The following is a 19,860-nucleotide window of genomic DNA, read 5'->3' as shown; positions in this document are numbered from 1 at the left end:
ATTTCAATGAAAAAACATATTCTTTTAGCCTTATATTTTTTGTTTCAATTTAGCTATAGTCAAGAAATTAAGTATGTAAAAAAAGGAGATTTTCCTGATGGTGTTTATATGACTTTGGAAGATGTTTTAAATATGAAGCCTAGTTCGAATGAAGAAGTGTATTTTAAAAATAATACAGACTCACTAAAAATGCCTGAGAAAGCTTTTTTTTATTTCAAGGATAGCAATAAAAAAGTAAATTATCCCCTTGGTGTTTCATATAAAGGAGAAATGTATTTTCAAACTTACAGAAAATGGACCAATCGTAAAGACAGAGGGTATGAACCAGGTCAGTATTCTAGGTTTTGCAGAGCTACAAGCTATGGTCGATTTGTTTATTTTGAAGAAGATTTGATTGGAACTTGGACAAGAGCATTGAGGTATAATGTGATGCTTGATGGTGGAGACGGGAAAGCAAGAGGAATGGTGATTGACTTCGAAAAGAAAGAAATGAACATATTTAGAGATTGTGAAGATGTTAATGTGTTTTTAAAGGAGCATAATATAAAGGAACTTGAATGTCTTTCAAAAAGTTTTTCAATTGAGGAAACAAGGCAGTTAATTGAAGAGCTTAACAAGAAATAGAAGTTTTAGTTACAAATTTTCAAAGTGGGCATTTAGATGCTTGTTTTGAAAATTTGTTTTTTATAAAGGTTTGGTTTTTAATTGATTTTTGAAATTGCCATTGCCGTTGAATTTTTACGACCTAGGTTTATTAAGTCCTCTGTCATAAAGAACAATACTTCCGGCAACAGATACATTCAAACTTTTTTCAGATTTGAATTTGACTAAAAAATGACATTTTTCAATTGCTTGTTTAGAAAGTCCATTGTCTTCAGCGCCTAATAAATAAACACAACGTCTTGGGTGTTCAAAAGTTTCTAAATTTTCTGCTCTGTCATCCAATTCAACACCAACTAATCGAGCGCCTTTAGGTATGTTTTTATAAAATTCTTCAAAGTTTTCATAATGGAAATAAGGAAGAGATTTTACTGCATTATGAGTGTCGCATGCTTGTTTGGCATATCGATTTCCAATGGTAAAAATATAACTGGCTCCTAAGTTTTGAGCTGTTCTCCATAATACACCTAAGTTTTCAGGAGTTTTACCGTTTTGTATTCCTATGCCGAAAAATTCGGTTATAAAATTATCATTCATACTACAAAAATACGAAACTGTTATTATTACTGTCGAATTTTTGATTTTGTTTAAAGAATTTATGAAGTACAAAATCTAATTGCTTAATAGGTATCATACTACTGAAACTTGGATTAGAAAATTACTTTACTCTTGTCATAAGGTACGCCTTCAATTTGATATAAATTCAAAATACTGTGGTAGAAAAAATCAAGATTTGTTTTTAGATTTTGATGTGATTTCAAATTTGAGATTATATTTGGATATTCCTTCTTGAATTTTGAAGAGCACCAAATAAGCATCGCTGGATTTTCACTTGCTTTTCCTTGTTGTGCATGTAACCATAAGTTTTCTTCTCCAAGTATTTCACCATGATCTGATAAGTAAATTAGAATGGTGTTCGAATTTTGTTTTTCTAATTCCTTAATCGTTTCATTTATGAAATAATCTAAATAAAGTATAGTGTTGTCATAAGAATTAATCATTTCTTCTTTGGTGTTAGAAGGAATGTATTTGCTTTTAATAACAGGTTTAAATACTCTGAAATGTTCGGGATACCTTGTTTCATACCACCAATGACTGCCAATCATATGGATAGTAGTGAATTGATTGATGCGGGGATTGAAATTTTTCTTAAAAACAGGAAGTAATTTTTCGTCATATTCTTTTTGAAAACTCAAATCAGAATGAAAAGGATCTAAGATTTCGTGAAAAGATGATTGGTTAATGAAAATTTCATAGCTTTTTTCTGGAGTTTGATTTCCAATCCAATTGGTTTTGATATTTGCTTGATTTAATACCTGAATCAGAGAATGTTTTGGTTGAGAGTAATTATCTGTAAGTGTTGCATCGGTTAATATTTGAGGAACACTAATAGCTGTGTAAGTTAAAGGCGTATACGTGTTTGGGAAGCTTATGATGTCTTTTCTTTGTTGCAGTAATGGAGTGGTTTTTTTAGTATAGCCATTAATTTGTAAATGATTTGCTCTTACACTTTCGCCTAGAATAAAAACAACAGTTAGTTTATCGCGTTGTGTATTAATTTTGTTATTGATTGGTTTTAAAATTAAAGTGTTTTTTTCTAAATATTCTTGAAGTGAGACTGCTATATTGTAAGGAAGTCTTCTATTAAACGTGCCAGGGCGGTAATTTTCAGCTAATGAATGACTAATTATAGCTAAAAGAGCCAAAAGGGTTAAGGGTGATTTGAGAGAATTATTTTTTAGTTTGTTATAGAGTCTTAGTGTGAAAATTATAACGGTTATATTAAGAATAAGATACATAACGAATGGGAAACTAATCAAATCAATCACGATATCTATTTTTGTTTCTAATGATACTTGAATAATACTCTGAGATATTGTAATGTCTTGAAAATAGACCCAATAAGCAATGCCTGAAATGAACAAGTATAGAATAGGGAAAAGTATTTTAAATACATATTTATTAATGCTTAAAAAGTATAAGAAACCAAATATTGAAAACTGCAAGGCTATGAAGTGAACAAAATAGAAACCAGAGTCTGTAAATGAAATAAGGGGAATATGATAATAGGATGCAAATGTAATGAAGATACTGAAGATTATATTCAGATACAGATGAAACAATAACTGCGATTTGTATGTTTTTAAGACTTCCATTGGTTAAAGGGTAGTTGTTTTTAATAGAATTTCAAAGGTTAAATAAAAAGAAACTCCAAATAAAAATGGAATAATATTTTTTTGAAAAAGAATGTGAGTGGATTGCCAAATGATACTTTACTCGATTTGGGTCAAATATAGATATTGTTTTTAGATTAGTCAGATTTTGTTCTTTGGATAATTTTCTATTACAAAAAATCTAATCATATGCATTGAGCTCAATTTATGCAGATTTTGTTAGTTGAGATGTTCGATTATTATATTGTTTTTTTGTGTTAATTGGCGTGGTTTAATTTTGATAAAAGAAAAAGAATGGGATGTGGTTTCTGAATATTTTTATACAGATTTATTTAAAAAAAGGCTTTCAATTTTCAAGGTGTTTTTTTGTGTTTAATAAACGTTAAATGTTGATAACTTAAACGCTTATAGTTGGAATAAAACACTTAAATAGATTACATTTTTATATATTTGCTGTTAGACGAAAAACACATTTTTTTTAGATTAAATTATATGAGCGAAGAAATCAAGAAGGACAATTATTCAGCAGACAGTATTCAGGCTTTAGAGGGGATGGAGCACGTTAGAATGCGTCCATCTATGTATATTGGAGATGTAGGTGTAAGAGGGTTACATCATTTAGTTTATGAAGTAGTTGATAACTCTATCGATGAAGCAATGGGAGGTCATTGTGATACGATATATGTTAGTATCAATGAGGACGGGTCAATATCTGTTGAAGACAATGGACGTGGTATTCCAGTTGGTATTCATAAAAAAGAGGGAGTTTCAGCCTTAGAGGTTGTAATGACTAAAATTGGTGCTGGAGGAAAATTTGATAAAGATTCGTATAAAGTATCAGGAGGTCTTCACGGTGTAGGTGTTTCTGTGGTAAATGCTTTGTCAAACCATTTGAGAGCTACAGTTCATAGTAGTGATGGGAAAATATACGAACAAGAATACGAAAAAGGAAAAGCTTTATATCCAGTAAAACAAATCGGAGAAACTTCTAAGAGAGGTACTATTGTTACTTTTTATCCGGACCCTTCTATTTTTACTCAAACTATAGAATATTCTTATGATACTTTATCAGCTCGTATGCGTGAATTATCTTTCTTGAATAAAGGAGTTTCAATTACGTTTACAGATAAAAGAGAAAAAGATAAAGACGGGAATTTTCTTTCAGAATTGTTTTATTCTACTGAAGGTTTAAAAGAATATATTCGTTATTTGGATGGAAACCGTGAGCCTATCATTGCTCATGTTATTTCGATGGATAATGAAAAAGGAGAGATTCCGGTTGAGGTAGCTTTGATTTATAATACAAGTTACTCAGAAAATATTTTTTCTTATGTAAATAATATAAATACTCACGAAGGAGGAACACACTTGCAAGGTTTTAGAACTGGTCTTACTAGATCATTAAAAAAATATGCAGATACTTCTGGAATGCTTGATAAGTTGAAATTTGATATTTCAGGGGATGATTTTCGTGAAGGTCTTACGGCAATTATTTCTGTAAAAGTTTCAGAACCTCAATTTGAAGGGCAAACTAAAACGAAGTTAGGGAATAGAGAAGTTGTTTCGCCTGTAAGTCAGGCTGTAGGTGATATGATTGAAGCTTATTTGGAGGAAAATCCAAATGATGCTCGAATTATTGTTCAAAAAGTAATTCTAGCGGCTCAAGCACGTCATGCGGCTAAGAAAGCGCGTGAGATGGTGCAGCGCAAAACCGTGATGGGTGGCGGTGGATTACCAGGGAAATTATCTGATTGTTCGGAGCAAGATCCTGCGAAATGTGAAGTATATCTTGTCGAGGGAGATTCGGCAGGGGGAACAGCTAAGCAAGGTCGTGATCGTGCTTTTCAAGCTATTTTGCCATTGCGTGGTAAGATTTTGAATGTTGAAAAAGCAATGCATCACAAGGTTTTTGAAAACGAGGAGATTCGAAATATATTTACGGCACTTGGAGTAACTATTGGAACTGAAGAAGATAGTAAAGCTTTGAATATTTCGAAATTACGTTATCATAAAGTGATTATTATGTGTGATGCCGATGTCGATGGTAGCCACATTTCTACTTTAATTTTGACATTCTTCTTCCGTTTTATGAAAGAATTGATTGAAGAAGGACACGTATATATTGCAGCACCTCCTTTGTATTTGGTTAAAAAAGGAAATAAAAAAGAATACGCTTGGAATGATGATCAACGTGATCAAGCAAATGCTAGAATGGGTGGTAGCGCAGGTATTCAACGTTATAAAGGTCTTGGAGAGATGAATGCAGAACAATTGTGGGAAACTACAATGGATCCAGCTTTTAGAACTCTTCGTCAAGTAAATATAGATAGCCTTGCTGAGGCAGATAGAGTTTTTTCTATGTTAATGGGAGATGAAGTACCGCCAAGAAGAGAATTTATCGAGAAAAATGCAGTTTACGCTAATATCGATGCGTAGTTGTTTAGAGTAACTGTGTTTTTTAATTTTTGATTTGAAATTAATATAAAACAAAATAAAAATGAAAGTTACCATTGTAGGAGCAGGGAATGTGGGAGCATCCTGTGCGGATTCAATTTCTTATAGAGGAATTGCAAGTGAAGTAGTATTATTAGATATCAGAGAAGGTTTTGCCGAAGGTAAAGCTATGGATATAATGCAATGCGCTACTAACACTGGTTTTAATACTAATGTTTCAGGTGTTACCAATGATTATTCTAAAACAGCAAACAGTGATGTTGTTGTAATTACTTCTGGAATTCCAAGAAAACCTGGAATGACAAGAGAAGAATTAATTGGTATTAATGCTGGAATTGTTAAATCTGTTGCAGAAAATGTATTAGCACATTCTCCAAATTGTATTGTAGTAGTAGTGTCAAATCCTATGGATACGATGACTTACTTGACATTGAAAGCTACTGGATTGCCAAAAAACAGAATTATTGGAATGGGTGGAGCTTTAGATAGTTCCCGTTTTAGATATTATTTGTCTAAAGCCTTGAATAAGCCATCAAATGATATTTCGGCTATGGTAATTGGTGGTCATGGTGATACTACGATGATTCCTTTAACAAGATTGGCTTCTTATAATGGTATTCCAGTTTCTCAGTTTTTATCTCAAGAAGAATTGGATAAAGTTGCTGCTGCTACCATGGTCGGTGGAGCAACACTTACGGGTTTATTAGGAACTTCTGCTTGGTATGCACCAGGGGCTTCTGTTGCTTATTTGGTAGATAGTATTTTAAATGATCAAAAGAAAATGATTGCATGCTCTGTCTTTGTTGAAGGAGAATATGGTCAAAATGACATCTGCATTGGAGTACCTTGTATTATAGGTAAAAATGGTGTAGAACAAATCGTTGATATTGCATTAAATGATGCTGAAAAAGCTGCTTTTGCTAAAAGTGCTGATGCGGTAAGAAACATGAATGCTGATTTGAAATCGGTTTTAGTATAATAATTTTCATAGGAAAAAAAAAAGACTGCAATTTTGCGGTCTTTTTTTTCATATTAATTAATAAATTAATTGGTTAATCTTTCCGTTAATTATATATTTGCTCGGTTTAAAAAAAATGATATAAATCGTGCACCTCTTTTTTGTTTTTCAAAATCGACGTAATGGCTTATTTTATAGGGTTTAAAGCAAAAAAATAATAAATAAAAATAATTAATTTTTAGTAATAATGCAGAATAAAGGACTTATTAAATTTTTCGCAATTCTATTTGCATTGGTAAGTATTTACCAACTTTCTTTCACTTTTGTCTCTAGTAAGATTAAAAGTGATGCAAAAACTTTTGCTGGAGGTAATCCAGAGAAAGAAGTAAAATATTTGGATTCTATTGGTAAAGTGGAAGTGTTTAGCTTAGGTTTTACTGATTTTACATTCAATGAAGTAAAAGATAAACAGATCAATAAAGGTCTTGACTTAGAGGGAGGAATCAACGTTACTCTTCAAATCTCAGTTAAAGACATTTTGAAAGGTTTATCAAATAATTCGAAAAATCCAGTTTTTAATAAATCTTTGGCAGATGCCACTGCAAATCAAAGAGGAAATCAATCTTATCTTGATGCATTTTATGAAGCTTTTGAAGCTAATTCTAAAGGATCAGTAAAATTAGCATCACCTGATATTTTCGCAAACAGAAGTTTGCAAGGTGAAGGTGGAGTTACTTTTCAAATGACGGATGCTCAGGTTCAAAAAGTAATCAAAAGAAAAGTTGATGAGTCTGTAGAAAGTGCTTTTGGAGTATTAAGAAAGCGTATCGATAAATTTGGTGTAACACAGCCTAACATTCAAAAATTAGGAGAGTCTGGACAAATTCTTGTAGAACTTCCAGGTGCTAAAGATATTGACAGAATCAAAAAGTTATTACAAAGTACAGCTCAATTAGAGTTTTGGGAAACTTATAAAATTGAAGAAATTGGAAATTTCCTAATGTCTGCTAATGAGGCTTTGAAAAAAACTGAAATAGCAAAAGTTGAAACTAAAGCTGTTGCAAAAGATTCTTTAAGTGCTTTATTGACTGATGCAAAAGATTCTGCAACTACTAAAAAAGGTAATAATCCTATTTTAGATAAAATTATTGCTCAAGGCGGTGGACCAGTTCTTGGTCTTTTCTCTCCAAAAGATACAGCTGTAATCAATTCTTATTTTAAAAGAGCTGACATCAGAATTTTATTAGCCGGTGAGCAGCGTTATGCAAAATTTGTTTGGGGAAAACCAACTACTATTAAAGGTGAAAAAGACAAAGAAGTTGAAGCTGTTGAATTATACGCTTTAAAGGGAAATAGAGATAATGTTGCTTCAATGGGAGGTGGTGTTGTAACTGATGCAAGTGATACATTTGACCAATTAGGTAAGCCTGCAGTTTCTATGCAAATGAATAATGTAGGTGCTAAAGAATGGGAAGAATTAACAGGAAGAGCTTATACTCAAAAGAGTAATATTGCTATTGTTCTTGATGATGTTGTATATTCTGCACCAGGGGTTTCTAGTGGACCTATTGCTGGTGGTAGATCTGAAATTTCTGGAAACTTCGATGTTACAGAAACTAAAGATTTAGCCAATGTATTAAGAGCTGGTAAATTGCCGGCAGCTGCTGAAATTGTTCAGTCTGAAGTTGTAGGACCATCCTTAGGTCAGGAAGCTATCGATAATGGTACTAATTCTGCTGTAATTGGATTGCTTTTGGTATCTCTTTGGATGATAGTTTATTATGGTAAAGCGGGTTGGTATGCTAACATTGCTTTGGCGGTTAACTTATTGTTTATGTTTGGTATTTTGTCAAGTTTAGGCGCTGTACTTACATTACCTGGTATTGCTGGTATCGTTTTAACAATGGGTACAGCAGTAGATGCAAATATCATTATATATGAAAGAGCTAAAGAAGAATTAAGGTCTGGGAAATCACTTGATGAAGCGGTAAAAGCTTCTTATAGTTGGACAGGAGCTATGCGTTCTATTGTTGATGCTAACGTTACACATATCTTAACAGGTGCGGTATTGTTTATCTTCGGTTCAGGCCCAATTAAAGGTTTTGCAACTACTTTATTAATTGGTATTATTACTTCATTATTTACTTCTATATTTATTGCAAGAATTTTTATTGATAGAAATATAGCAGGTAAAAATGATTTGAATTTTATAACTAATTTTTCTAAAAACTTCTTTACTAATTTCCATTTTGATTTCTTAGGAATTAAAAAATGGACTTACCTTTTCTCTGCCGTTGTAACTATTGTTAGTATTGCATCTATAGCAACAAATGGTTTTGATCAAGGTGTTGATTTTGTTGGAGGAAGAACTTTTCAGGTTCGTTTTGATAAATCAATGAAGCCAGAGGAAATTAAAGATGAATTGGCTGTTGTGTTTGGTAGTGCAGAGGTTAAAATATTTGGAGAAGATAATCAGTTAAAAATCACAACCAAATATAAAATTCAAGAAACAGGTAGTGCTGCTGACGAAGATGTAAATAAAAAATTATTTGAAAGTTTGAAAAAGCATTATGCTGCCGGAATGACTTACGATAAATTTGTGAATACTTATGAAGGAAAAAAATTAGGTATTGTACAAGCTTCAAAAGTTGGACCGACGGTTGCAGAGGATATTAAAACTAATGCATATTGGGCTGTACTTGGAGCGATGATTATCGTAGGATTGTATTTGGTTATTAGTTTCAGAAAATGGCAATATAGTTTGGGTGCAATTGCAGCGGTAGCACATGATGTAATCTTTGTATTAGGGGTATATTCATTGTGTTGGAGATTTATGCCTTTCGGTATGGAAATTGATCAACACTTTATAGCAGCTATTTTGACGGTTATTGGTTATTCTATGAATGATACGGTTATTGTATTTGATAGGGTACGTGAATTCTTAGATGGTAAAACTAAAGGATCATTCTCTGAAATTGTAAATAAGTCTATTAACTCTACAATGTCAAGAACTATCAATACTTCTTTAACAATGATTTTTGTATTGTTGATAATGTTTATTTTTGGTGGTGAATCAATTAGAGGGTTTATCTTTGCAATGCTTATTGGTATTATTATTGGTACTTATTCTTCATTATTTATTGCTACTCCAGTATTGGTTGATTCAATTTCTAGAGAAGAGAAGAAAAATGTTGAAGTTCAACATCAAGAAAGTTAGTAAACTCATCATAATATTAAAAAGGATTCAACGAAAGTTGAATCCTTTTTTTTTTTTTGATTATTTATTTAGTGAGAAAAGTTTTGAATTGTTGATTAAAGTTATTTTTTTTTTTTTTAAAATAAAAGTGCATTTTATTAGTTTAATTACACAGTATAAAACGTTTTCTTTTTGTTAGCAAAATAGATGTATTTTTTAAGGGTATGCTTGACAAAGAAGCTTTGTTTTTCGCTTAATACTGTTGTTTAATAAATCTAAAACAGCCTGAATTATTATTACTTCAAAGTTATTTTTGTTTTTAATGGTATTGAAAGGATTTGAATATATTTTTGTATTATCAATAAGAATGGTTCTGATGAAGAGATTTGATAAACGAAAGTGTTTAGGAATAATTAGCTTAATAAACTCGATGTTTATTCTGAATCATAGTGAGTTTTTTAGAGAAATAAGTATTGATAATGGCTCCTTTTGAGGGTATACATTTTCGTATATTGAGAAAAATGGGTGTGTTATTGATGATTTGAAATTATATAAAAATCAATTGTTTATGGACTAAAAAAAATAGCCACTAAAATTATTTAGTGGCTATTTTTTATTAATTATTTGTTTGTTGAAACACTTATGCTTCAACTTCTTTCTTGGCTGTAAACGCAAAATATAGACCCACTATGATAAAAGGAATACTCAACCATTGACCTGTAGATAATACGTTTCCTAAGTCGTTTTCAAAACCTCCTTGGCTTTCTTTTACAGATTCCACTACAATACGTACTGTGAATAAAAGAATTAAGAATAGGCCAAATAAATATCCTGATTTTTTTCTGGCATCAGTTTTCCAATACAAGAAAAATAATACTGCAAAAACAAATATATAGCAAAAAGCTTCATATAATTGAGCAGGATGTTTAGCTGGAACTTGTTCTAATAAATTAACATATTGAGGATTAGTTGCAATAGCATGATATGCTTCTTTTGGTGTTGGAAGTTGAGTTGCATTAACAGCTTCTCTTGGTGTAAATTGATCTCTCACAAAACGGATTCCAAATGCAGAGGTTGTTTCTTTACCAACGATTTCAGAATTGAAGAAATTTCCTAATCTCACAAAAATAGCGCCACTAGCACAAGGAATAACTACTCTGTCTAAAATCCATAATAATGGTTTTTGAAGCACTTTTTTTGAAAAAAAGTACATCGCAATGATAATTGAAATAGTTGCTCCATGACTTGCTAAACCTTGGTATCCTGTAAATTCAAATTTTGGATTAAAACGAACTGGTAAAACAATTTCGGCTAGATTGTTGCGGTAATATTCCCAATCGTAAAAGAAAACGTGACCTAAACGCGCTCCAATTAAAGTTGCTAATACAGTCCAAACAAATAAGGAGTCTAGTTTGTCGATAGCAATATTTTCTCTATCAAAAATATGTTTCATGATGTACCATCCTAGTCCAAAAGCAATTACAAACATTAAGCTGTAATAACGTACTATAAAGAAACCTAAATCGATACCTTCAGAGGGATTCCAAATAAGGTTGTGTAGAGATTGTGTCATTTAATTTTTTATTTTTTGTGAAAATACTATTTTGAATTGAGTAATTGTGTTAACTAAAAGGTAAGAATTTCTCTTTTTAATGTTTATGACTGCATTTCTTTTCTGGAACTGGATCATATCCTTTTCCTCCCCAAGGATGACAACTCAAAATTCTTTTTATTCCTAAATAACCACCATAAAACAATCCATGAATTTGTAATGCCTGAATCATATAAGAGGAACATGTAGGTTCAAATCTACAAGCTGCAGGTGTAAAAGGTGAAATTGCTCCCTGATAAAATCGAACGAGTAATACAAATGGATAAATTAGTATCTTTTGAAACATCTGATTATTTAAATTCTTAAGTTCAAAAATCTGTAATTTGCCTAGTAAAATCTGGCTACTGAATACTAAAACTAGTTCCTTCTTTTCCGTCTTTCAATTGAATTCCTAAAGCAATTAATTGATCACGAATTTGGTCTGATAGTGCAAAATCTTTATTGTCACGGGCTTGTTTGCGCATCCCAATAAGCATATTAACTACACCTTCTAATTTATCAGTATTGCCATTCGTTTTTTCTTCTTCCAATCCCAAAACATCAAATATAAAATCTTGCATTGTTTTTGTGAATAATTGCAAATCGACGGCATTCAAAGTTTCCTTTCCATCTTTTAATAAATTAGCAAAACGAACTCCTTCAAATAACTGTGCGATAAGAATTGGAGAGTTGAAATCGTCATTCATAGCATCATAGCACAATTGTTTCCAGCTAGCGATGTCTAAAGTACTATTTTCACCTGCTGAAATTCCGTTTAAAGAATCCATTGCTTCCATCAATCTTTTATAGCCTTTCTCAGCAGCAGTAATAGCTTCGTCAGAAAAATCAAGAATACTTCTATAGTGAGCCTGTAGCATAAAAAATCTTGCTACAGATGCAGAAAATGCTTTGCTTAAAAAAGCATTATCACCTGTCAAAATCTCTCCAGGTAAAATATTATTACCAGTAGATTTGGCCATTTTTTTACCATTCAAAGTCAACATATTCGCATGCATCCAGTAATTTACTGGAGTATGTCCTGTGCAGGCTTCATTTTGAGCAATTTCACATTCGTGATGTGGGAATTTTAAATCCATTCCACCACCATGAATATCAAAATGATTACCCAAATATTTCGTACTCATCGCAGTACATTCTAAATGCCAACCAGGGAAACCATCGCTCCAAGGCGAAGGCCAACGCATAATGTGTTGTGGTTCTGCTTTTTTCCAAAGTGCAAAATCCTGTGGATTTCTTTTGTCAGATTGACCATCAAGATCTCTCGTATTGGCAAGCATATCTTCAATATTACGACCACTTAAAATACCGTAATGATTGGTTTCGTTAAATTTTACAACGTCAAAATATACCGAACCATTGGCTTCATAACCAATTCCTTTGTCAATTATGGTTTTAATGATTTCAATTTGCTCAATAATATGTCCCGTTGCAGTTGGTTCAATACTTGGTGGTAAAAAGTTAAAAGCATTCAAAATATCATGAAAATCTACAGTATAACGCTGTACAACTTCCATTGGTTCTAGTTGTTCTAGACGAGCTTTTTTAGCAATTTTATCCTCACCTTCATCTACGTCATCCACAATATGCCCAACATCAGTAATGTTTCGAACGTAACGGACTTTGTAATCCAAATGCAATAAATACCTAAAGATTACATCAAAAGACATAAAAGTTCTCACATTTCCAAGATGTACATTGCTGTAAACCGTCGGTCCACATACATACATACCCACATTTCCTTCATTTATTGGTGTAAATGTTTCTTTTTCTCCCGAAAGAGAATTGTATATTTTTAAGGTCTGACTTTTATATAAGGACATAGAATTTATTTTTTGAAGCTAATCCTGCTTTCCGTTTCAATCTTTTTTATGCTTTGAAAAAAAATGATAAAAAAGGATTTTCACTGCAATCAGGGCTAGGGCTTTGAGGTAATAATTAGATTTTTCTAAATATTAAAATTTCGTTTCCAATTTGATATAATCTAAAAACTCTCTTTTTGTTTGCGGGTCTTTAAATTTTCCACCAAATTCAGAAGTTACTGTACTACTTTCAATATCTTTAATTCCTCTAGAATTAACGCAAAGGTGTTTCGCATCGATAACGCAAGCCACATCTTCAGTACCAAGAGCTTGTTGTAGTTCTTGAACAATTTGCATCGTTAAACGCTCTTGTACTTGTGGTCTTTTGGCGTAATGCTCTACAATACGATTCATTTTAGAAAGACCAATAACTCTTCCACTCGAAATGTAAGCAACATGTGCTCTTCCGATAATTGGTAACAAATGGTGTTCGCAGGTAGAGTAAAGTGTAATGTTTTTTTCAACTAACATTTCACCGTATTTGTAATTGTTTTCAAAAGTAGATGCTTTTGGTTTTTTGTCAGGATTTAATCCACCAAAAATTTCTTTTACAAACATTTTTGCAACACGATTAGGAGTTCCTTTCATGCTGTCATCAGTCAAATCCATTCCTAGTGTAAGTAGGATGCTTTCAACATCTTTTTTTATTTTTTCAATCTTTTCTTCATCGGTAATGTCAAAAGCGTCTTTTCTTACTGGATTTTGAGCATTTGTACTAATATGATTGTTTCCTATTTCGTCCTGAAATTCTTCGTTGTTTATCATTAAAAGGTACTATTATTATGAGTGTCTATTTTTAGAGGGTAAAGATAATTAATAAAAAGGAAACATTTTCTATAGCTTTAGCTTTTAATTATACATAAAATCGATAGAAATATTGATTATTTCGATGAGAAAACAAAAAAGACAATACCAATTAATGCTATTGTCTTTTAATGTTTTATATTCTATGTTTCTAAAATAAAGCCGATAAAATTATTTTGAATTATAAACAGTAAGTGCTTCTTTCAAAATGTTGACAGCACTTATTAAGTCTTCTTTTTTCAAAACGTAAGCAATGCGAACCTGATTTAGACCAACTCCTGGAGTTGAATAAAATCCACCTGCTGGGGCTATCATTACTGTTTCACCGTTTAATTCGTATTTTTCTAAAAGCCATTGTGCAAAAACATCTGCATTATCAATTGGTAGTTGAGCAATACAATAAAAAGCAGCTTTTGGAGTCTTTACTACTACGCCTTCTATTTTGTTTAATTCACTAATTAAAATATCTCTTCGTTCTTTGTATTCAACTATTACTTCGTCAAAATAACTTTGAGGAGTGTCAATTGCAGCTTCGCAAGCAATTTGTTCGATAGTTGGAGGACATAAACGAGCCTGCGCAAATTTCATTGCAGCAGAAATAACCTCTCTGTTTTTTGTTACCATACAGCCAATACGTGCGCCACACATACTATATCTTTTAGAAACCGAATCAATCATGATTACGTTTTGTTCGATTCCTTGTAGATTCATTACAGAAAAGTGCTTGTCTCTTTCGTCATATATAAATTCACGATACACTTCATCTGCGATTAAAAATAAATCGTGTTTTTTAACTAATTCTCCCAGTTGTTTAATTTCAGATTCTGAATACAAATAACCTGTTGGATTATTAGGGTTACAAATTAAGATTGCTTTTGACTTTGATGTAATTGCTTTTTCAAAATCTTCAATTGTAGGTAGTGTAAATCCACTTTCAATATTAGAAATTACAGGTACAACCTTTGCACTTGACTCTTCTGAAAAAGCACTATAATTGGCGTAAAAGGGCTCAGGGATAATAACTTCATCTCCTGGATCCATAATGCTTCCAAGAGCAAATAAAAGTGCTTCAGAGCCACCTGTAGTTATCATTATATCTTCATAACTTACTTTTACATCTTGTTTGGTGTAAAATTGGGCTAGTTTTTTTCGGTAGCTTTCGTATCCTGCAGAAGGGCCGTATTCGATAATAGTTAAGTCAATATTTTTAATCGCATTAATGGCAATTTCAGGGCTTTTTATATCGGGTTGACCAATGTTTAAATGATAAACCTTACGTCCTTCTTTTTTAGCAATGTCTGCAAAAGGAGCTAGTTTTCTAATTGGCGATTCTGGCATTCTACGACCTCTGATTGAAATTTCAGGCATGATTCTTAAATTTGAGGTGCAAATTTGCAATTTATTTTCCAAAAACACCGTAAACTATATGTCTATTTTGTTGTTTTTTGCCCATTATTATCGTATAATTGGGTAATAATATAGAAATATGACTAAATGAGAAAAAAATGTGTTTTTTTTCTTTTATTACTGACAATAACACCTGTATTTGCACAGGAAGGTTTTGTGTTTGATAAAGGAGTTGATAAAATTACAATACCAATAGCCTTAATCAATAATTTGACTTTTATTCCTATAAAAGTAAATGGAGTTGAGTTGAATTTTCTCTTAGATACAGGTGTAGAGGAAACTATTCTTTTTAGTCTGGAAGATAATCCGAATGTTAATTTTTATAATTCTGAAAAAATAAGGTTGAAAGGTTTGGGCAGCGAAGCTGCTATTGAAGGGCTGAAGACTACCAATAATGTTTTGGAAATGGATGGAGCCAAAGCTTATCGTCAACTTATTTATGTTATTTTAGATCAGAGTTTTAATCTTTCTTCGCAAATTGGTATTCCAGTAAATGGTATTATTGGGTATCAATTTTTCAGACAAAATTTGGTTCGCATCGATTATGGCAATAAGAAAGTAATTGTCTATAAGAATAATGAAGTTAATAGAAAAAAAATCGAAAAAAAATTCGATAAAATGGCAATCACTATCGAGAGACTTAAGCCTTATTTGATGGGAATAGTTGATCTTGATGAAATAAAAATACCTGTAAAAATGTTATTAGATTCTGGAAATAGCGATTCGGTTTGGCTTTTTCAAGATTTATCCAGTCAAATTAAAGTTCCCTCTAAAAATTTTGACGATTTTTTAGGAAAAGGATTTAGTGGTGATATTGAGGGAAAAAGAGCAAGGATTTCTAACTTTTCATTTGATAAATATAATTTTAAACTACCAATTGTGGCTTTTCCAGATTCAAGTTCAATAAAAAATGTTCGGATGGTTAAAAATAGAGCAGGATCCGTTGGGGGAGAAATTTTAAAACGTTTTTCTGTAATTTTTGATTATGAGAATGAACTACTTTATTTGAGAAAAAACTCTAGATTTGGTGAGCCATTTACTTATAATAAAAGCGGTATTGAAATAAAACACAATGGAATACAATGGGTAAAAGAAACAGTGAAAATGGAAACTGTTCCTTTGTCTGGTGGAGTTACGTTTGATGAAAGTGGAAGGAATATTACAAATGAATTTAAATACAAATTTGAACTTAAACCAGTTTATGAGATTGCTAATATTCGAAAAAAATCAGCTGCTGAAAAATGTGGATTGAAAGTAGGAGATATAATTATATCAATTAATAAAGAACCTGTTTATCGTTATTCATTAGAAAAATTGAATGAAAAGTTTAAATCAGAAGAGGATAAAATGATTTATTTGGAAATAGAAAGAGAAGGTAAAGTTTTGAAATTTAGTTTTCAATTGATTAATGATTTGTAAATAATAAAAACGCTTTTTAAAAGCGTTTTTATTATTATTAATTTGCGAGTACTTCTCCTTTAACTTTTAGAGGAACTCTACCACCATCATAATTTGTTGCATTTGTTTCCAATGTAATAGTTTTGCGAATTGGACCAGGATTCATATTGTATTTTATTTCAATTTTGTCTGATTTTCCTGGTGCAATGGGTTGATTGGGCTTATATAGTATAGTAAAACTGGCGGTAGATTGTATACCAGTAATACTTAATGGTGCATCGCCACTATTCGTAAATGTAAAGTTTCTAACCCCATTATCAGATGATTTATTTACTTTTCCATAATCAACAGTATTATCAGATTGTTGAATGTCAATTTTAGGACCATTTTGTGCAAAGCTTATATAGCTTAAAAATAGTAATGCAATAAGATATTTTATTTTTTTCATTTTTATTTGTTTTTTAGGAGGCATAGTAAATATACTACCTTTTAATTAACGCACAATTTTTTATTTCGCTTTTTATACTGTGCTTAATTATTTACTTTTGTCGCTAATTAGAATTACAAAAATTAGACCAATAGTAAAAAGTTTATTTGATTAATCGATTAATCTTTTATTTCATTCATAGATCTTTGATTTAAAATAGTAATAAAAGATTAATCTGTTAAACATATTAACGATTAAATACATCAATAAAAATGACAATTCCTGCACAATTTGACGCTAAAACCATTGAAAATAAGTGGTATGCTTACTGGATGGAAAATAATTACTTTCATTCGAAACCAGACCATAGAACACCATATTCTATTGTAATCCCTCCTCCTAATGTAACTGGAGTTTTGCACATGGGGCATATGCTTAACAATACAATTCAAGACGTTTTAATTCGTCGTGCACGTTTAAAAGGTTTCAATGCATGTTGGGTACCAGGAACGGATCACGCCTCAATTGCAACAGAGGCTAAAGTTGTAGCGAAATTAAAATCTGAAGGAATCAATAAATCAGATTTGAGTAGAGAGGAGTTTTTGAAACACGCTTACGAATGGACTGATAAATACGGAGGAACTATCTTAGAACAATTGAAACAACTAGGATGTTCTTGTGATTGGGAAAGAACTAAATTTACTATGGATCCAGATATGTCTGCTTCTGTAATTAAATCTTTCGTTGATTTATACAACAAAGGATTGATTTATCGTGGATATAGAATGGTAAATTGGGATCCAGAAGCCAAAACGACTCTTTCTGACGAAGAAGTTATTTATGAAGAACAAAACGGAAAATTATTTTTCTTAAAATATAAAATCGAAGGAAGTGAAGACTTCTTGACAGTTGCTACAACACGTCCTGAAACTATTTTTGGCGATACTGCTATTTGTATTAATCCAAATGATGAACGTTTCGCTCATTTGAAAGGAAAGAAAGCAATCGTGCCAATTTGTGGTCGTGTGATTCCAATTATCGAAGATGAATATGTAGATATTGAATTCGGTACTGGTTGTTTGAAAGTAACTCCTGCTCACGACATGAATGACAAAACGCTAGGGGAGAAGCACAATTTGGAAATCATCGATATTTTCAATGAAGATGCATCTTTGAATAGTTTTGGATTGCATTATCAAGGGAAAGATCGTTTTGTGGTTCGTACTGAAATTGCAAAAGAACTTGAAGAAAGTGGCGCTTTGTCAAAAACTGAAATCCATTTGAATAAAGTTGGAACTTCAGAAAGAACAAAAGCGGTAATCGAACCTCGTTTGTCTGATCAATGGTTCTTGAAAATGGAAGATTTGGTAAAACCAGCAATCAAATCAGTTCTGGTTGATGGCGATATTAAATTACATCCAGCACGTTTTAATAATACGTATGCGCATTGGTTAAATAATATTCGCGATTGGAATATCTCTCGTCAATTGTGGTGGGGACAACAAATCCCAGCTTATTTCTACGGTGATGGAAAAGAAGATTTCGTTATTGCTGAAAATATTGAAGATGCTTTAGTTTTGGCTAAAGAGAGAACAAACAATCAGCAACTAACAACTTCTGATTTAAGACAAGATGCTGATGCTTTAGATACTTGGTTTTCTTCTTGGTTGTGGCCAATGTCTGTTTTTGGTGGAATTATGGATCCTGAAAACGAAGATTTTAAATACTATTATCCGACCAATGATTTAGTAACTGGTCCAGATATTTTGTTTTTCTGGGTTGCGAGAATGATTATTGCTGGTTACGAATATGCAGGAGAAAAACCATTTTCAAATGTTTATTTAACTGGATTGGTTCGTGATAAACAAAGACGTAAAATGTCTAAATCTTTAGGCAATTCACCTGAACCTTTAGAATTAATCGAAAAATTTGGAGCTGATGGAGTTCGTGTAGGTTTGCTTTTGAGCGCTTCTGCAGGAAATGATATTATGTTTGATGAAGAATTATGTAACCAAGGAAAAGGGTTTACCAATAAAATTTGGAATGCTTTCAAATTGATAAAAGGTTGGGAAGTTTCAGATTCAATTCCACAACCAGAATCTTCTAAAGTAGCAATCGAATGGTATGAAGCTAAATTGCAACAAACGCTTCTAGAAATTGAAGATAATTTTGAGAAATATAGAATTTCAGATGCTTTAATGGCGATTTATAAATTGGTTTGGGATGATTTCTGTTCTTGGTTTTTAGAAATGATAAAACCAGCATACCAACAACCAATCGATAGCGTAACTTTTGCGAAAGCAATAGAAATGCTAGAAAATAACTTGAAATTATTACATCCTTTTATGCCATTCTTGACAGAAGAAATTTGGCAACATATTGCAGAAAGAACAATAGAAGAAGCGTTAATCGTTTCGACTTGGCCAGAAGCAAAACCTTTTAATGCGGATTTAATTGCCGATTTTGAAAACACGATTGAAGTGATTTCAGGAGTTAGAACGATTCGTAAAGACAAGAATATTCCATTCAAAGATGCTATCGAATTGAAAGCGATCAATAACGATAAGGTTTCAACCTACTTTGATTCAATCGTAACCAAATTAGGAAATATTTCTGCATTGGAATATGTTTCGGATAAAGTAGATGGAGCGTTATCTTTCCGTGTAAAATCAAACGAATATTTTATTCCGATTACTGGAAATATTGATGTTGAAGCTGAGATTACTAAATTAACTACTGAGTTAGAATATACTCAAGGTTTCTTGAAATCAGTTCAAAATAAACTATCAAACGAGAAATTTGTGAACGGTGTACCAGAAAAAGTTTTGGCTAACGAAAGACAAAAAGAGGCAGATGCTTTGGCAAAAATTGCTACAATCGAGCAAAGTTTGGCTGGATTGAAATAAGAAAT

General features: G+C 31.9%; 14 protein-coding genes. 6 read left to right on the top strand and 8 right to left on the bottom strand.

Annotated elements, in window-relative coordinates:
- The first annotated feature begins 6 nt into the window (after positions 1 to 6).
- Entirely contained in the window at positions 7 to 624 is a 618-nt protein-coding gene (locus CLU82_RS03700; RefSeq protein WP_100841823.1) for a hypothetical protein, read from the top strand.
- Between the two features lie 114 nt (positions 625 to 738).
- Here CLU82_RS03700 and CLU82_RS03695 read toward each other — a convergent pair whose 3' ends face one another.
- Together CLU82_RS03695 and CLU82_RS03690 are read right to left on the bottom strand one after the other, a co-directional pair.
- Positions 739 to 1,197 carry an RNA methyltransferase gene (locus CLU82_RS03695; RefSeq protein ID WP_100841822.1) on the bottom strand — a complete coding sequence of 153 codons (459 nt, stop codon included), beginning with the start codon at positions 1,195 to 1,197 and terminating at the stop codon, positions 739 to 741.
- A 113-nt stretch (positions 1,198 to 1,310) separates the two neighbouring features.
- The gene (locus CLU82_RS03690) at positions 1,311 to 2,816 is read right to left on the bottom strand and encodes a phosphoethanolamine transferase (protein WP_100841821.1); all 1,506 of its coding nucleotides are present in this window, start codon (positions 2,814 to 2,816) and stop codon (positions 1,311 to 1,313) included.
- A 510-nt stretch (positions 2,817 to 3,326) separates the two neighbouring features.
- Here CLU82_RS03690 and gyrB point away from each other — a divergent pair.
- The 3 genes from gyrB to secDF all read left to right on the top strand — a co-directional run bounded on the left by gyrB (position 3,327) and on the right by secDF (position 9,463).
- Positions 3,327 to 5,270, top strand: a complete 1,944-nt coding sequence (gene gyrB, locus CLU82_RS03685) for a DNA topoisomerase (ATP-hydrolyzing) subunit B (protein WP_100841820.1) — start codon at positions 3,327 to 3,329, stop codon at positions 5,268 to 5,270.
- Positions 5,271 to 5,331: 61 nt separating this feature from the next.
- Positions 5,332 to 6,267 (top strand): malate dehydrogenase, encoded by a 936-nt coding sequence (locus tag CLU82_RS03680; RefSeq protein WP_100841819.1) that lies wholly within the window; start codon positions 5,332 to 5,334, stop codon positions 6,265 to 6,267.
- Between the two features lie 226 nt (positions 6,268 to 6,493).
- The gene (secDF, locus tag CLU82_RS03675) at positions 6,494 to 9,463 is read left to right on the top strand and encodes a protein translocase subunit SecDF (protein ID WP_100841818.1); all 2,970 of its coding nucleotides are present in this window, start codon (positions 6,494 to 6,496) and stop codon (positions 9,461 to 9,463) included.
- 619 nt (positions 9,464 to 10,082) lie between these two features.
- Here the strand turns inward: secDF and lgt are convergent.
- The 5 genes from lgt to CLU82_RS03650 all read right to left on the bottom strand — a co-directional run bounded on the left by lgt (position 10,083) and on the right by CLU82_RS03650 (position 15,085).
- Positions 10,083 to 11,015 carry a prolipoprotein diacylglyceryl transferase gene (gene lgt / locus CLU82_RS03670; protein WP_100841817.1) on the bottom strand — a complete coding sequence of 311 codons (933 nt, stop codon included), beginning with the start codon at positions 11,013 to 11,015 and terminating at the stop codon, positions 10,083 to 10,085.
- Positions 11,016 to 11,091: 76 nt separating this feature from the next.
- Positions 11,092 to 11,340: a membrane protein insertion efficiency factor YidD gene (gene yidD / locus CLU82_RS03665; protein WP_100841816.1), complete on the bottom strand. Its 249-nt coding sequence runs from the start codon at positions 11,338 to 11,340 to the stop codon at positions 11,092 to 11,094.
- Between the two features lie 55 nt (positions 11,341 to 11,395).
- Positions 11,396 to 12,874 carry a cysteine--tRNA ligase gene (cysS, locus tag CLU82_RS03660; protein ID WP_100841815.1) on the bottom strand — a complete coding sequence of 493 codons (1,479 nt, stop codon included), beginning with the start codon at positions 12,872 to 12,874 and terminating at the stop codon, positions 11,396 to 11,398.
- A gap of 132 nt (positions 12,875 to 13,006) precedes the next feature.
- On the bottom strand, positions 13,007 to 13,678 hold the full coding sequence (gene folE / locus CLU82_RS03655) for a GTP cyclohydrolase I FolE (protein WP_100841814.1): 672 nt from the start codon (positions 13,676 to 13,678) through the stop codon (positions 13,007 to 13,009).
- A 210-nt stretch (positions 13,679 to 13,888) separates the two neighbouring features.
- Positions 13,889 to 15,085: a pyridoxal phosphate-dependent aminotransferase gene (locus CLU82_RS03650; RefSeq protein WP_100841813.1), complete on the bottom strand. Its 1,197-nt coding sequence runs from the start codon at positions 15,083 to 15,085 to the stop codon at positions 13,889 to 13,891.
- A 126-nt stretch (positions 15,086 to 15,211) separates the two neighbouring features.
- On the opposite strand from CLU82_RS03650, the gene CLU82_RS03645 reads away from it, so the two are divergent.
- Positions 15,212 to 16,543, top strand: coding sequence for a PDZ domain-containing protein (locus CLU82_RS03645; RefSeq protein ID WP_100841812.1), 1,332 nt, complete (start codon positions 15,212 to 15,214; stop codon positions 16,541 to 16,543).
- Positions 16,544 to 16,580: 37 nt separating this feature from the next.
- On the opposite strand, the gene CLU82_RS03640 is transcribed toward CLU82_RS03645, so the two are convergent.
- The gene (locus CLU82_RS03640; protein ID WP_100844921.1) at positions 16,581 to 16,970 is read right to left on the bottom strand and encodes a DUF1573 domain-containing protein; all 390 of its coding nucleotides are present in this window, start codon (positions 16,968 to 16,970) and stop codon (positions 16,581 to 16,583) included.
- Positions 16,971 to 17,221: 251 nt separating this feature from the next.
- Here CLU82_RS03640 and CLU82_RS03635 point away from each other — a divergent pair, with 251 nt between their 5' ends.
- Entirely contained in the window at positions 17,222 to 19,855 is a 2,634-nt protein-coding gene (locus CLU82_RS03635) for a valine--tRNA ligase (protein WP_100841811.1), read from the top strand.
- Positions 19,856 to 19,860: the final 5 nt, after the last annotated feature.

Origin of the sequence: Flavobacterium sp. 5 (assembly GCF_002813295.1) — a bacterium.
GTDB lineage: Bacteria > Bacteroidota > Bacteroidia > Flavobacteriales > Flavobacteriaceae > Flavobacterium.
The sequence above is the reverse complement of the archived record's forward strand: the minus strand, read 5'-3'. Positions and strand labels throughout refer to the sequence as shown.

What these genes read in the sequence shown, in the direction of transcription:
- CLU82_RS03640 (WP_100844921.1), bottom strand. Translation starts at nt 16,970, where the DNA reads ATGAAAAAAATAAAATATCTTATTGCATTACTATTTTTAAGCTATATA.
- folE (WP_100841814.1), bottom strand. Translation starts at nt 13,678, where the DNA reads ATGATAAACAACGAAGAATTTCAGGACGAAATAGGAAACAATCATATT.
- yidD (WP_100841816.1), bottom strand. Translation starts at nt 11,340, where the DNA reads ATGTTTCAAAAGATACTAATTTATCCATTTGTATTACTCGTTCGATTT.
- CLU82_RS03700 (WP_100841823.1), top strand. Translation starts at nt 7, where the DNA reads ATGAAAAAACATATTCTTTTAGCCTTATATTTTTTGTTTCAATTTAGC.
- CLU82_RS03690 (WP_100841821.1), bottom strand. Translation starts at nt 2,816, where the DNA reads ATGGAAGTCTTAAAAACATACAAATCGCAGTTATTGTTTCATCTGTAT.
- CLU82_RS03695 (WP_100841822.1), bottom strand. Translation starts at nt 1,197, where the DNA reads ATGAATGATAATTTTATAACCGAATTTTTCGGCATAGGAATACAAAAC.
- CLU82_RS03650 (WP_100841813.1), bottom strand. Translation starts at nt 15,085, where the DNA reads ATGCCTGAAATTTCAATCAGAGGTCGTAGAATGCCAGAATCGCCAATT.
- CLU82_RS03635 (WP_100841811.1), top strand. Translation starts at nt 17,222, where the DNA reads ATGACAATTCCTGCACAATTTGACGCTAAAACCATTGAAAATAAGTGG.
- CLU82_RS03680 (WP_100841819.1), top strand. Translation starts at nt 5,332, where the DNA reads ATGAAAGTTACCATTGTAGGAGCAGGGAATGTGGGAGCATCCTGTGCG.
- cysS (WP_100841815.1), bottom strand. Translation starts at nt 12,874, where the DNA reads ATGTCCTTATATAAAAGTCAGACCTTAAAAATATACAATTCTCTTTCG.
- CLU82_RS03645 (WP_100841812.1), top strand. Translation starts at nt 15,212, where the DNA reads ATGAGAAAAAAATGTGTTTTTTTTCTTTTATTACTGACAATAACACCT.
- secDF (WP_100841818.1), top strand. Translation starts at nt 6,494, where the DNA reads ATGCAGAATAAAGGACTTATTAAATTTTTCGCAATTCTATTTGCATTG.
- lgt (WP_100841817.1), bottom strand. Translation starts at nt 11,015, where the DNA reads ATGACACAATCTCTACACAACCTTATTTGGAATCCCTCTGAAGGTATC.
- gyrB (WP_100841820.1), top strand. Translation starts at nt 3,327, where the DNA reads ATGAGCGAAGAAATCAAGAAGGACAATTATTCAGCAGACAGTATTCAG.